At 48.6% G+C, this 13,315-nt stretch carries 14 protein-coding genes; 2 read left to right on the top strand and 12 right to left on the bottom strand.

The annotated features are described in order from the left end of the window. Positions 1–74: 74 nt before the first annotated feature. Entirely contained in the window at positions 75–242 is a 168-nt protein-coding gene (locus CEC48_RS22225) for a DUF2897 family protein (RefSeq protein WP_088425709.1), read from the top strand. 102 nt (positions 243–344) lie between these two features. Further along, a complete protein-coding gene (locus CEC48_RS22220) occupies positions 345–923 on the top strand; it encodes a TetR/AcrR family transcriptional regulator (protein WP_088425708.1) in 579 nt (192 codons plus the stop codon). A 27-nt stretch (positions 924–950) separates the two neighbouring features. Here CEC48_RS22220 and CEC48_RS22215 read toward each other — a convergent pair whose 3' ends face one another. The 12 genes from CEC48_RS22215 to CEC48_RS31685 all read right to left on the bottom strand — a co-directional run. Then, on the bottom strand, positions 951–1,283 hold the full coding sequence (locus CEC48_RS22215; RefSeq protein ID WP_088425707.1) for a helix-hairpin-helix domain-containing protein: 333 nt from the start codon (positions 1,281–1,283) through the stop codon (positions 951–953). A 111-nt stretch (positions 1,284–1,394) separates the two neighbouring features. After that, a complete protein-coding gene (locus tag CEC48_RS22210) occupies positions 1,395–3,389 on the bottom strand; it encodes a nucleoside-diphosphate sugar epimerase/dehydratase (protein WP_088425739.1) in 1,995 nt (664 codons plus the stop codon). Positions 3,390–3,492: 103 nt separating this feature from the next. Beyond that, positions 3,493–4,521: a glycosyltransferase family 4 protein gene (locus CEC48_RS22205; protein WP_088425706.1), complete on the bottom strand. Its 1,029-nt coding sequence runs from the start codon at positions 4,519–4,521 to the stop codon at positions 3,493–3,495. Beyond that, positions 4,518–5,489, bottom strand: a complete 972-nt coding sequence (locus CEC48_RS22200) for an SDR family oxidoreductase (RefSeq protein ID WP_088425705.1) — start codon at positions 5,487–5,489, stop codon at positions 4,518–4,520. The genes CEC48_RS22205 and CEC48_RS22200 overlap by 4 nt, the downstream gene beginning before the upstream one ends. 164 nt (positions 5,490–5,653) lie before the next feature. Beyond that, positions 5,654–6,763 (bottom strand): glycosyltransferase family 4 protein, encoded by a 1,110-nt coding sequence (locus CEC48_RS22195; protein WP_088425704.1) that lies wholly within the window; start codon positions 6,761–6,763, stop codon positions 5,654–5,656. Positions 6,764–6,873: 110 nt separating this feature from the next. After that, the gene (locus tag CEC48_RS22190) at positions 6,874–7,899 is read right to left on the bottom strand and encodes a class I SAM-dependent methyltransferase (protein ID WP_088425703.1); all 1,026 of its coding nucleotides are present in this window, start codon (positions 7,897–7,899) and stop codon (positions 6,874–6,876) included. A 234-nt stretch (positions 7,900–8,133) separates the two neighbouring features. Further along, entirely contained in the window at positions 8,134–8,841 is a 708-nt protein-coding gene (locus CEC48_RS22185) for an ABC transporter ATP-binding protein (protein ID WP_088425702.1), read from the bottom strand. 3 nt (positions 8,842–8,844) lie between these two features. After that, positions 8,845–9,672 carry an ABC transporter permease gene (locus CEC48_RS22180; protein ID WP_088425701.1) on the bottom strand — a complete coding sequence of 276 codons (828 nt, stop codon included), beginning with the start codon at positions 9,670–9,672 and terminating at the stop codon, positions 8,845–8,847. Beyond that, positions 9,669–10,886: a glycosyltransferase gene (locus CEC48_RS22175; RefSeq protein ID WP_088425700.1), complete on the bottom strand. Its 1,218-nt coding sequence runs from the start codon at positions 10,884–10,886 to the stop codon at positions 9,669–9,671. Before CEC48_RS22175 ends, CEC48_RS22180 begins: the two co-directional genes overlap by 4 nt. Continuing rightward, complete coding sequence (locus tag CEC48_RS22170) at positions 10,883–11,830, bottom strand: NAD-dependent epimerase/dehydratase family protein (protein ID WP_088425699.1); 948 nt, start codon at positions 11,828–11,830, stop codon at positions 10,883–10,885. Before CEC48_RS22170 ends, CEC48_RS22175 begins: the two co-directional genes overlap by 4 nt. Continuing rightward, on the bottom strand, positions 11,823–12,914 hold the full coding sequence (gene gmd, locus CEC48_RS22165) for a GDP-mannose 4,6-dehydratase (RefSeq protein ID WP_088425698.1): 1,092 nt from the start codon (positions 12,912–12,914) through the stop codon (positions 11,823–11,825). The genes CEC48_RS22170 and gmd overlap by 8 nt, the downstream gene beginning before the upstream one ends. A 164-nt stretch (positions 12,915–13,078) precedes the next feature. After that, the coding region (locus CEC48_RS31685; RefSeq protein ID WP_088425697.1) for a hypothetical protein at positions 13,079–13,315 on the bottom strand (237 nt) is incomplete at its 5' end.

Here is a 13,315-nt window from a genome sequence, read left to right as displayed (position 1 = left end):
AAGAAAGCCCGTTACTCAAAGCAGCTATTACCGTGGGAAACTTTCCCACGGCTTGCTGCCTCAAGGAGAACCCTATGCCGTGGTATGCCTGGTTGATTTTAGTGGTTGCGATCGGTTCGATCGTTGGTGGTTTGTTGATGCTGCGAGACAGCGCCAATAAAGTCGAATTGACTGACGAGCAACGCCAGCGTGTCGCCGAGCGTAATGCCCAAGCGGACTCCAAGGACGCCCAGGACCGCTGAGCCTGAAGCGGCTCCAGATCGTTGAGCCGCACAATTTTGTAAACACCCGCGTATGCCCAGGAAAGCTTGGTTAATATGGCCGGACGTTTCGGAGGCCACCCCATGCGCTATTCCCAAGACCACAAAGCTCAAACCCACCAGCGCATCATCAAGGAGGCCTCCGTACGCTTTCGCCGCGACGGCATTGGCGCGACCGGCCTGCAGCCATTGATGAAGTCGCTGAACCTGACGCATGGCGGGTTTTATGCGCACTTCAAGTCCAAGGACGAGTTGGTGGAAAAGGCCTTGCAAGAGGCCGCCGCGCAACTGGATGAGCATTGCGAACAGCTGTTCAGCCAGGAACGGCCGCTGGAAGCATTTATTGATAGTTATTTGTCTGAATGGCACCAGGCCTCACCGCATGAGGGATGCCCGCTGACGACGATGTCTTCGGAGTTGGGGTTGCGTGGGCAGAACAGCCGCACGACGGATGAAGTGCTTAATGCTCGACTCAAGCAGGTTGAAGCTGCGCTTGGGAGCCCGAATGCCGGGGAGCAGAGCCTGGTGCTGATGTCGACGCTGGTCGGGGCGTTGGTGTTGGCGAGAAGTGTGGAGAGTGCCGAGTTGGCGACGCGGATTCTCGATGTGGTGCGGGGGAGCCTTAAGGCAGAGGTCGTTGACCAGAAGAAAGCCGGTCAATGACCGGCCTCCTCGTCTGCTTTCAGATTCTCAATTCACCTCAAGCCTGTCGCGGTTCTTTTCCAGCAGTGCCTTGCCGATGCCCTTTACTTCCAGTAACTCATCTACCGCAGTGAAGGGGCCGTTGGTTTCGCGGTAGGCGATGATGGCTTTGGCTTTGGCGGCGCCGATGCCGAAGAGGTCGCGCTGCAGGGTCTCTGCGTCGGCAGAGTTGAGGCTGACCTTGCTGGTTTGTTCGACCGTGGTCATTTGGGTGGGGATGGAGGTTGGGGTTTCGGGTTTGGTGGACGGTGCGGCCGTTGTGGCTAGCGAGATGCTGGTGAGGAAGGCGAAGATGAGGGATGAGAAATACGCTTTATGCATTGGTGACGCTCCATGACATCGATAAGGGAAAAGCAGCTTTTCCGAAGCTGCTTTTCAAACTTAGGTGATGTTTGGGGAGAGTCAAAAATGGGTGAGTTACAGGGTGTGAGTTCAGGGTTCCAGGCGACGTTGCTGGTGGATCCAGTCGACGATTTCGCCGTCTGGGGAGTAGCCACTGACAGTTTCGCGTAGAAGTTGGCGAACTCGGGTGTAATCGTCCTCATCCACGGCGCCAAGCAGCTCGGTAAGCTTGCCTTTGAGGACGTCCCAAGAAAGGTGATCCTCGTTTGCGCTCATGATCATTGGATGCTGGGTAGCGACTACGTTGTCTCCAATCAGCAACTCTTCGTAAAGCTTTTCACCAGGACGCAGGCCGGTGAATTCGATGGCTATGTCGCCCTGAGGATTTTTGTCCGAGCGAATACTCAGACCGGACAGATGAATCATCTTTTCAGCCAGCTCGACGATTTTTACCGGTTCGCCCATGTCCAAAACGAACACATCACCGCCCTGCCCCATGGAACCTGCTTGGATGACCAATTGCGCGGCTTCGGGGATGGTCATGAAGTAGCGGGTGATTTTCGGGTGAGTGACTGTCAACGGCCCACCGAGTTTGATCTGATTGTGAAATAGCGGAATCACTGAACCTGAAGAACCCAGCACATTGCCGAAACGTACCATCATAAAGCGTGTTTTATTGACCCGAGATACATTTGCTTTGTCGCCGAACAACACCGGAGCAATTTCCCGACTCAACGCTTGTAAAGTCAACTCGGCAAGGCGTTTGGTACTGCCCATTACATTAGTTGGGCGAACAGCTTTGTCAGTCGAGATCAACACAAAGTTAGAAACCCCCGCCTGCAATGCTGCCTGAGCAGTGTTGAGCGTGCCAATAACGTTGTTCAGTACACCTTCAGCGATATTGTGCTCAACCATCGGCACATGCTTGTACGCTGCCGCGTGATAGACCGTATCCACTCGCCACGTCTTCATCACTTCCAAAAGCTTGTCCTGGTGACGAATAGACCCAAGAATCGGCAATAAACGCACAGAGCGCGGCTTCCTGCGATCACGCGCCTCAAGTTCCGACAATATGCTGTATAGATTGAACTCACTGTGATCAAACAGTAAAAGAGTGGTAGCTCCGAGCTCGAAAATCTGCCGGCAAAGCTCCGCTCCGATTGAACCTCCTGCGCCGGTAACCATGACAGTCTTGCCTTTAATACAGCGCTCTAGCAATTCCGGCTGTGAGGATACAAAGTCACGACCCAGCAAGTCGGCAATGTCGACTTCTTGAATATCTTCAACTTTGACCCGACCACTCGCCAAATCGGTGAAATTAGGAACACTTCGTATATGAAGGGGGAAATTCTCAAGGATATTAAGAATTTCCCGACGCCGCGCGCGAGTAGATGATGGCAACGCGAGGAGGATTTCCTGCGCCCCGGTTTCATCGATCATCTGCTGAATGTGTTTGGGTTTGTAGACCTGGAGGCCCGCGATAGAACGGTCTGCAATCCCGGCATCGTCATCGAGGAATGCGACTGGACGCATGGCTCGGCCCATACGCAATGCTGCAACGAGCTGGTTACCCGCCACGCCTGCGCCATAGACCGCGACTTTAGTGAGCCCGTCATCACGACCGGTGGAAGGGGCGTGCTGGGAACCCGCAAACCAATCCCCCATAAAATACTGACGCATGCACAAGCGCAGGCCGCCAATGATGACAAGGCTTAACCACCAGTAGTTAAAGACGATGGAGCGAGGAATTACCGCTTCGTGGTTGCCGTACCAGTAGACGACAAGCGCCAGGACCAGGGACGACAAACTGACTGCCTTGATAATTGCCACAAGCGCGTCGTTGCCAAAGTAACGCATCACCGCCCTGTACATGCCAAACCGAATAAACAAAGGGGTAGCAACGATCGGCGCACTTAAAAATAGCCAGAAGTGAACCCTGAAAGGGTTGTACATATCATCGATACCCAAGCGCACGATGAATGCCAACCACAGGGCGAACCAGACCAGCAATATGTCTGTCGCGACCTGTAGCATGCGCTTCTGCCGCCTGGGCAGACCGACAAGGCGCGCCCTGACGTTATCCATAAAATCGTCAAACACCTCAGTCTTCTCCCTTCAACCGCAGTACTGCTGCAGTAATCTTATAAGCGCATCACGCTGACTTTAGAACGAAAATAAACGTTTTCGCTTAGCTCTTGATTGGCGGAGCTTCAATCGCCCCAGCGTGAAACCTGATGGCCAGCACTACCAGAGGAGCATAGGCAATAATCATACCCAGCCAGGGTTCCAAGTCATAACGCGTAACCCCTAAAGCGATAGGTAGCAACCAAACCACATTAATTACACCTACTGTCAGCGTCACGGGCAGATGATTACCCAACTGACGGGAGGCGAATTGGTAGGCATGACTACGGTGTGCTTCGTAGACCTTGTCCCCCCTGAGCAAACGGCGCAAAAGCGTGAACGTGGCATCCACGATAAACACACCTAGCAGGATCAGCCATCCCCACAGAAAGTTTGGAGAAACCCATGCCGCCTGGAGCGATAAACCACCAAGGATGATACCCAGGAAACCACTGCCGGCATCTCCCATGAAAATTTTCGCCGGTGGAAAATTCCAAACGAGAAAGCCCGCTACAGAAGCAGCCAATAACAAGGGAGCCCAGACAAGCTGAGGCGCACCGCCCATCCAGTATAAAAAACAGGCGCCAAGGCACACGCAAATGGCCTCAACACTGGCTATACCGTCGATTCCGTCCATGAAGTTGTAGAGATTGAGCAGCCACACTAGATAAAAGACCGCAAGCAGATGGCCAAACCAGCCCAGACTGAATGTGCTGCCCCCGATTTCAATCGAGGGCAATCCGCCAACCCAGAACAATAGCCAGATTGACGCGGTAAAGTGCCCCAACAAACGCCATCGGGCAGCGATGTGCCCATGGTCATCCATGAAGCCGATAATAGCGACGAGTGCTCCAGCACCAGCAATGCTCAAAAATCCGTACAACGAAGAGGCCTCCACAGCCCACTGCACGGTCAGAACAAACAAAAAAACCAGCACTATCGCCACTCCACCTCCCCGCGGGGTGGAAACGGAGTGTGAGCTACGCGCATTCGGGATATCCATCAGACTACGTGACAGTGCATAGCGACGCAGCAGCCCCGTAAAAAAAAGAGAAACGCCGGCGATAACCGGTATTAACCACCAGCAAGTCATGCTTTTTTATGTTCCAAAAAATACTGCGCAGTCGTACGAAGGGCACTCTCCATTTTGACAGAGGGCACCCAATTCAATAGCTCGGCATTTTTCCTTATATCCACCTTCAAGGAACCTAGCAGCCGTTGAGCGAGTGGAGCCTTCCCCGAAAGAACCAGCGCGGCGCGCAAAAACCAGCAGGGAACGGGCAGCAACCGAGCAGGCTTACCTAACGCGAGACCCATTTTCTGCAACAATGTAGAGGTGGAAATATCGTCATCATCACTGACTAAAAAAACTTGATTAGCTGCATTAGGATGTTCAAAACACACCACGATTAAATCGATCAAATTATCCAGAGAAACCAAGCTACGACTATTGGAAATAGAGCCGAATGGCAAGGGCACGCCTTTATCCAGCCATCTCATCATATTTAAAAAGTTCGCTTTAACTCCCGCACCATAAACAAGCACCGGCCGGATAATTACTACTTCCATAGAGCTTTCAGCAGCAATTTTTAGAAGCCCTTGTTCTGCTTCATATTTAGAAATCCCATAAGGATCAACGGGGGCCGGTAAGTCGTCAGCAGTAAATACATGACCCGGATTAGTCTGTTCACCATTAACCTTGATGGAACTGATAAAAATAAAGCGTTTTACACCGGCAATGGCCGCTTGCCGGCCGAGATTAAGCGTCCCCTCTACATTGACAGCACGGAACTCTGCAAGAGGATCGGTCGCGACGTCCGCCATAACATGTACACGTGCAGCTGTATGTACAACGATATCCACATCAGAAAGTATGAGGCTCCAGTCGGTAGCCCCATCCAGGGTGCCCACTGGTTGCAGCCTCACACTGGAAGGGAGGTCAACAACCAGGTTTCTAAGCGCCGCAGCTACAGACAAGTGTTCAATTGACGCCAGATGTGCGATTAACGCCCGCCCCAAAAAACCAGAACCTCCCGTGACAAGGACAGATGATGACTTCATACCAGCGACCTAAAAAAAAATGCGGCCAATATTATAATGCCACCCACCCCATACGAGCAACATGCACCCACCGCTATAAACCGCATGAATAACAAAGGGCGCGAATAAGCAAGTTCGTTTTCAACTGCATCTCCGAAACAACAAGACGTCTCAACATCAGGTCACTAAATTAAACTACGATACAAATCAGAATAAGAAGAAACCATCGACTCGACAGCAAAATGCTTTTCACAGCGGATTGCTGCAGCCGCCCCCATAGCTTCTGCCAATTCAGAATTACTCCAGAGTCTCAACATAGCTTCGGCAAGCGCCGAGGAATTGCGAGGCGGAATCACCACACCCGTTTCTTCTGAAATATTAATATAGCTTGTACCGGTGCCAATTTCGCAAGAAATCATTGGCTTACCATACATGGCTGCCTCAAGTAAGGAAATCCCAAAGGCTTCGGAGCGTAGGTGAGAGGGAAAAACGAGCGCATAACAAAGACTGAGCAAAGCACATTTATCTTCGTCAGGTAAGCCGCCTAAAAAGTGGACATTGCTAACGCCGAAGCGCTCAGCTTGCTGCTTCAACTCGGCCTCAAGAGGCCCAGAACCGAGAATCACAACCGGGAGGTTGGTTTGATGCGCAGCATCAAGCAAAAAGTTAAGGCCTTTGTAATAACGCAACGCACCTACAAATAGAAAAAATCGAGATCCCAAGCGGTTGCGCCAAAATGCCAATTTTTCGGCCGACGGCGTTACATAGGTATCTTTCTCAAGCCCAAATGGAATGACAGAAATTTTGTCTTTGAAGTTCTGCAGTACCGGGCTACTTTCAACGTAGTTTGGAGAAGACGCCACAATACTATCAACACTATTAAGGAAACGATTCATCAACGGATTATAAAGCCTCAACAAAAACTTCTGCTTAACGATATCCGAGTGATACGTTACAATCGAAGGCTTATTAACACCTGAAGCAAAATGCACTAAATCCATGTACGGCCAGGGAAAGTGATAATGTACAATATCAGCATTCCTGGCCAGTTCCTTGAAGTCTTTAAATGCAGAAAGTGAAAAACCTGTAGAGGCCACCTGCATATCCAGCCGAGAACAATGAGCAAGGTGGTTAGCCACTTTCCTACCACGTACCGCACCAGCTCGGCTAAGGGATAAAACCTCTGACTCTACACCATGCTTTATACAACCTTCGGCCAGCTGAAAAATAACCTGCTCTATCCCGCCCATACTATCAGGATAGTATGTTTTAAAAAAATGCAAAACCTTGATCATTAGCCACTCAAACCTTGTTATCTTCAGGGACGCTACAACAAACAATAGTCAGCCGTCTAATTGTACTGAGGTTACACTTATTATCAAGAACATGAAAAACCATAAGAAGGCTAGGGTTTAGTAGCACTTTCCAAAAGCCCCAGCTTACTCATGATTTTGCGAACTATCCGCTTGGCCAATACTAACGGATAGAGCCCGCGCTCCAGACATCTTATCTGACTCTTCAATTTCTCCTGAACAGCAATTGCATCCCGAAACGCCTGGCGAGCGTGTTCAAGGTCACTCAACTTTTCAGTACGTGTAGTAGCCGCCTCGAGCCTGCCCTGTTTCACAGGGTCCGCGACCTTCGTAAGCGTTACCATAAACTCTCCTGACACATCGCCGCCTTCTACTGAAGGCTCACCCTGCTCAGGCGTAGTCATCGTGACGTTTATCAAACCTAGATCTATCAAGGTAGAAATAACGTCCACGAAACTTTCAGGCGTGAACACAGAGCAATGAACATCGAGATATTCGTCTGAGTAATAGGAGTTGACAGCATAGTTATATGCCTCATCCAAGGAGTAAACACGCTTGGCTTCGTGAACAGGCAGATGCAAATCGAAGGGGCGACTACCAGCAGGGCCAGAGTCATCCGCAGCCATCGACAAGCAATCAAAAATTTGTTTGGGAGAGGGCTTACTGGCTTGACGAATCCAAGCATCAACAAACTCGGCTACCGGAGTAGTCTGACGGTAATAATCAAAACAAGCAGTTTTGTTAGGTATTACCAACGCAAGTTTACCGCCAGGCTTAATAACCGCCAAAATCTCGTTCAGCCAACCGACTATGTTAGGTACATGCTCGATAACGTGCGATGCGACCGCATAATCGAACACAAGTTCGTTTGGCACCGAGGCCTTGAGGTTGCTACCTGGCAACCAAACGAAGTCCAAAGTCTGTATTCCAGCATACTGGCCTGAATGCGCGCTTGGGTTGTTTGCATTCTTTTCACGAAGTACCTCAGTGGGCGCGTAGTCCGTGTAGTACACATTATAGCCGTGCTTGGGCACGGTGGGCCTGAACAGTGGGGCTATTTCGAGACCGCAGCCCGAAAGGTTCAAATGCTTCGTTATATGCTGCTGCCGACTGTCCATGCTTTCTCCTCGCTATTTGGATCCATCCTACGCACCGGAACGAGCAAGCAAGTCGTTCGAACCCGCGCCACCAAGCCTACTGAACACGAATCCAGCTGTAAAAAGCAATACCTTAACGAACTCTGAGGAGAACAAAGCACCAAAAGCCCAACCTAAGGCAGTGTTGATGGGCATAGCAAGGGTGATGGGCCGTCCAAAACCAATGAGCTCCAGGTCAAAAACGACCGCGCCCTGTCATGTCACCTCGGTAACCGTACCATGCTTCAACTCAAAAACCCGATTACAGAATTTGCTGATCAATTCTTCAGAGTGAGAGGCAAAAACGAAAATTTTGGCTGAGGAAATAATACCTTCCATACGCGCCTTAGCCTTTTCCTGAAAACCTTTGTCCCCGGTGCCAAACATTTCATCAACCAACAAAATTTCGGGTTGATTCGACGTACTTACGGCGAACATCAAACGCATCAACATTCCGGAAGAATAAGTACGTACTGGAGCCTGAAGGAAATTTCCAAGCTCCGTAAATTCTTCGATAACCGGAATAAGCTTTTGCACTTGGACCTTACTCATGCCTAACAGCAAGCCCAAACGAAAGATATTCTCATACCCGGACAACTCAGAATCAAGACCGGCACCCAGCTCAATAATCGTTGAAATCCTGCCGTCTGTCGTAACCAAACCAGAAGATGGCGGATAGATACCAGCCATCGTTCTCAGAAGCGTGGTTTTCCCTGCGCCGTTATGCCCAATCAAACCAATGGCATCTCCGTCAGACAGCTTGAAGCTGACCTTATCCAACGCCGTGATTGTCAAAACATCGCCCGGCTCTTTTGATAAAAATCCGCCAGTACCGACATTAACCAATGTTTTTTTCAACGATTTGGCCGCGCCATTATATATCGGATATCTGATGGTGACATTATCGAAAGTTATGTGAGCCATTTTTTAGATCCAAAATGAAATATGTTTCCGGTGCTTTCCAAACTGGTAAACTGTAAATACCGTGCCGATTAGCAGAGCCAGAAGGGAAACCTGATATACAAACAGCGGCGGAACATTTCCCAAAATTGGGTCACGGATCAACGTAATAAAATAGCTGAACGGATTGAACCATACTATTTGCTGAGCAATACCGAGTTGACTCGGCCGATAAATAACAGGACTCAAAAAGAACATCAAAGGCATCACAGCGCCAATAATCTGTTCAAAATCGCGAAATCTCGAACCCAGCATGGCGATGAGCAATATAATCCAGCTCAAATTACCTATGACAATCAGCAGCCCAGGAATGATCAATAACTGATTAAGGTGCACAACCGGAGAAAAATACAGCACAACCACTACGACAACAATTGCGTTATGCCCGAAGTTAATCAACTGCCGCATGACCAATTGCATGGGAAATATAAAAAAAGGTATTCTTATATTTCGGATAAAATGCGCATTTCGGGAGAACACCGTCGGCGCCTCCAAAATACAGCCGGATATAAACTGCCAGATAACCAAGCCAACGGTCAGTGACGGCACTAACTTAATAGGATCGTCTTTGAGTAGCATACTCCAAAGAAACCCAAGCCCCGCAACACTTACAGCAGTACTGAGAACCATCCAAAATGGCCCCAGAACGCTTCGGCGGTATCTTGCCTTTGTATCTCCCCATGCAAAAAAGAATGCCAAGCCGATATTTTTCAGCCCTTGGAAAATATCACCAACTCCGTCTAGGAGTGCCTTTCTCTGCAACTCTAGAAAGGCAGGAGACCGTTCTGCGCTCAAGCCACACCCCCACTCACATACGTTTCAGCTTGAGATTTCAAACTATAGGTGGAATCGTCACAAAATGGGAAAGATCTCTTCTCCGAACGCAAGATCATCTCAGTCTTCAGCCCCATCTCCAATATATTGCCTATATCAAAGCGCATGACGTTGTTATAGGTGACAAGTTTGAAAAGTTCATCAAAGGCGAAGGACGTCGAGCACAGGACTCTCGGGCACAAGTCCAAGCAAATCGAGGCAATTCCGGAACCATCTTGACCGTTTTCGTAGTAGGGCAGCCAGGCAACATCGACACTACTAACAACGTCCAGAAAATCGTTATCGTTTAGTTCGCCCATAAAAAACACACGTTTTTTCAGCAAACTATTATTTTTAATCAGACCAATCAAACGCTCCAGATATTCATCTGGTTTACCATTCGCCTTGAGCGTCTGTGGATGCTGACGACCAAATATAAGAAGCTTATAGTTATCAGGCAACTGCTCAAGCGCCTTTAGGGCATCGACGTGACCTTTGTACGCACTTATGTAGCCAAACATACCGACCAGCCGATCACTTTCCGCCAAATTGGCTTGGCGGGCAATGTCCCCTAAAGTATCGTGATTCGGCACATAGCCCACGGGCACCATTTTCAGGGGGTGAACAACTATATTGGTATAGGAAAAAAAATCCCTGACCTGCTTTTCGGAACGATTGGTATGCACAATCATTCGGGCATTAAATTTAATCGCCGCCTGGACTATTTTTCTATTAATATTTAAATGTATTTGAGCATATTTATCGCCAATGAGATCACGCAACCCACCCTTGATATCAAATTTGAGTAGTTTTTTTATACCAGCGCGAAACGCAGACTGAGCCGATGAGATCAACCGAGGGGAATGCAGAGTAACACTAGTATGAGGATTGGCAGAGACAAGCTTACGAAAACGATTGACAATATCACCAGGGAGAGTCCCATATAATCCGGCCTCCATCTGGATATTTACCAAATCGTAATCCTTAAGACGAGTGCATATCTCTTGAATGTGTTCATTTGCCTTGGCTCTTACAGAACGCTTGATTGATTGCAGCAGTTTCAGATCAAGCTCAACCACTTCAACTTGCACACCCTCCTGATAATGCTCAATACTATCATGCAATATTCTTGTGAAAGCGGCATTACCACAACTTTCAGAATAGCTCGAAACAATCGCCATCTTTCTGTTATTCACACCCGAATCTCCTTCACATTTTCAGAATACCACTTATACAAGCGCTCAATGCCTTGCTGCAAACTTATGGACTGCGAAAATCCAAGAGTGGTTAATAACTCATTATCAACAACTCTGGATTGGATGCCGACAGGCTTGTCCGACTGAAACCTAACATCGGTAACGCCGGCTTCCTGGGCAATCAGCCCTGTCAGTTCACGGATTGTCGCAGCCACGCCGCTTGAAATATTAATCAATGGCGAGGACGCATCAGACATCATGCATAACACTACGGCCTCAGCAGCATCTTCAAAATGTAAAAAATCTCTCTGGGCCGTACCATCACCCCATACATAAAAGGGCTGTCCAGCCTGGCTAGCTCGATGAGCCTTCATTATTAACGACGGAATAACATGGCCACTATTCTCATTGAAGCGGTCATTCTCCCCATATAGATTTGTAAATACCCCATATGTGAATTTGACTCGCTTAGTCTCTGCGAGTATGCGCAAATAAGCATAAGCGTGCCGCTTGGACATGGCATATCCAAATTCACCACCATGAGGAAGACCGGCAAAAAAATCGGCTTCCTGCAAAGGAACTTGAACATAGGGGTATGAGTAAGCGGCTACTGTTCCAGCAAAAAATACATAATCGACTGGATTTTCATTTATCGCAGAAAAAAGATTAGAATTAATCTGGGTGTTTTCCACCAGCGAACGCATTTGGTTTTCGAGATTGCCCAAAAGACCAAATACCACAGATGCCAAATGGAGCACCACCTGTGGCTTATGCTCTGAAAAGTAGTTCGCGACTGCCTTTGGGTCGAGCAGATCCAATACCTGCCTCGAAGGAGTCAGTATATTTTTGTACCCCTTCTTGCGAAGCGAGGCGAGCAAGGCTTTGCCCAACCCGCCGCCCGCCCCTGTAATTAAAATAGCGGAATCGAGTGAAATATTATTCATGATGATTGAAGTATTTAAACCCGTGCTGTTTGACTAGCTCATCTCTTTGAGCTTCTTTCAGATCGGACAGCATCATTTCCTTCACAAGCTCACTGAAGGAAGTAGTCGGTACCCAGCCGAGTTTCACCTTGGCTTTTGTAGGGTCTCCCAGCAACGTTTCCACTTCCGCAGGGCGGAAATACACCGGATCGACCGAAACAATGCATTTGCCGCTTTCAACGTCAAAGCCTTTTTCTTCTACGCCTTTCCCTTCCCAGCGAATTTTGATATCGATTTCGGCGGCTGCCAGTTCGACAAACTCCCGAACGGAATGCTGCTCACCAGTAGCAATAACGAAGTCTTCCGGTGTTTCCTGTTGCAGCATAAGCCATTGCATTTCCACGTAATCGCGGGCATGACCCCAGTCACGCAATGCATCCATATTGCCAAGGTACAGACAATCCTGAAGGCCTAGTTTAATCCGAGCCAAGGCGCGCGTAATCTTTCTTGTAACAAATGTTTCGCCACGAATTGGAGACTCATGGTTAAACAAAATGCCGTTACAAGCATAAATACCATAGGACTCACGATAGTTAATCGTAATCCAATAGGCATACATTTTGGCCGCGGCATACGGGGAGCGAGGATAAAAAGGAGTAGTTTCCTTTTGTGGAATCTCTTGAACCAGCCCGTAAAGCTCGGAAGTTGACGCCTGGTAGAAACGCGTAGTCTTTTCAAGACCCGCAATCCTGATTGCTTCCAGCAACCGCAGCGTGCCCAAGGCATCAGAGTTAGCCGTGTACTCAGGCTCTTCAAACGAAACCGCAACGTGGCTCTGGGCGGCCAAGTTATAGATTTCATCAGGCTTAACTTCTTGCACAATCCGGATCAAGCTCGAAGAATCCGTCAAATCACCATAGTGCAGAGTCAAATCGAAACCTTGACTATGAGGGTCATGGTAGAGATGATCAATACGATGCGTGTTGAACATTGACGCCCGGCGACGAATACCGTGGACCTCATAGCCTTTTGCAAGCAAGAACTCTGCCAGGTATGCGCCATCCTGGCCGGTAATCCCCGTAATTAGTGCTTTTTTCTTAGTCAAAACATAGTCCTTAATCAAATTTTTTCAGTTCTGGGCATGAATAGATAATCAAGCCCCATTTTTATGTGGCTATCATAACCAAATTTTAGAAAAGTCCAAACAAATCCAGCCTTACTCCCTGTGCCCAACCCCTAAGACGCCATTGCAAAATGGCATCATCCGACTTAGCTCCGCAGATAAAATCCACAACGGACACACCAATATAAATTGAGCTCACCGAAGTATCTATTTTCATTCGAAACCTCAAATAATTCCAAACTATAGAAACTCAGTGTGTTGCCGCTGACCGAAAACTGACCCAATAGAGGCTGTTCTGCCGACTGAAAACTGACCCAGGTGTTCAACTGCTTCTGCTCACTTTTCGAGCAGGAGAACACAGGGTGATCAGCATGGAAATGTTG

Source organism: Pseudomonas sp. K2I15 (genome assembly GCF_002204795.1).
Lineage (GTDB): Bacteria > Pseudomonadota > Gammaproteobacteria > Pseudomonadales > Pseudomonadaceae > Aquipseudomonas.
The sequence above is the reverse complement of the archived record's forward strand: the minus strand, read 5'-3'. Positions and strand labels throughout refer to the sequence as shown.

What these genes read in the sequence shown, in the direction of transcription:
- CEC48_RS22225 (WP_088425709.1), top strand. Translation starts at nt 75, where the DNA reads ATGCCGTGGTATGCCTGGTTGATTTTAGTGGTTGCGATCGGTTCGATC.
- CEC48_RS22220 (WP_088425708.1), top strand. Translation starts at nt 345, where the DNA reads ATGCGCTATTCCCAAGACCACAAAGCTCAAACCCACCAGCGCATCATC.
- CEC48_RS22215 (WP_088425707.1), bottom strand. Translation starts at nt 1,283, where the DNA reads ATGCATAAAGCGTATTTCTCATCCCTCATCTTCGCCTTCCTCACCAGC.
- CEC48_RS22210 (WP_088425739.1), bottom strand. Translation starts at nt 3,389, where the DNA reads ATGGATAACGTCAGGGCGCGCCTTGTCGGTCTGCCCAGGCGGCAGAAG.
- CEC48_RS22205 (WP_088425706.1), bottom strand. Translation starts at nt 4,521, where the DNA reads ATGACTTGCTGGTGGTTAATACCGGTTATCGCCGGCGTTTCTCTTTTT.
- CEC48_RS22200 (WP_088425705.1), bottom strand. Translation starts at nt 5,489, where the DNA reads ATGAAGTCATCATCTGTCCTTGTCACGGGAGGTTCTGGTTTTTTGGGG.
- CEC48_RS22195 (WP_088425704.1), bottom strand. Translation starts at nt 6,763, where the DNA reads ATGATCAAGGTTTTGCATTTTTTTAAAACATACTATCCTGATAGTATG.
- CEC48_RS22190 (WP_088425703.1), bottom strand. Translation starts at nt 7,899, where the DNA reads ATGGACAGTCGGCAGCAGCATATAACGAAGCATTTGAACCTTTCGGGC.
- CEC48_RS22185 (WP_088425702.1), bottom strand. Translation starts at nt 8,841, where the DNA reads ATGGCTCACATAACTTTCGATAATGTCACCATCAGATATCCGATATAT.
- CEC48_RS22170 (WP_088425699.1), bottom strand. Translation starts at nt 11,830, where the DNA reads ATGAATAATATTTCACTCGATTCCGCTATTTTAATTACAGGGGCGGGC.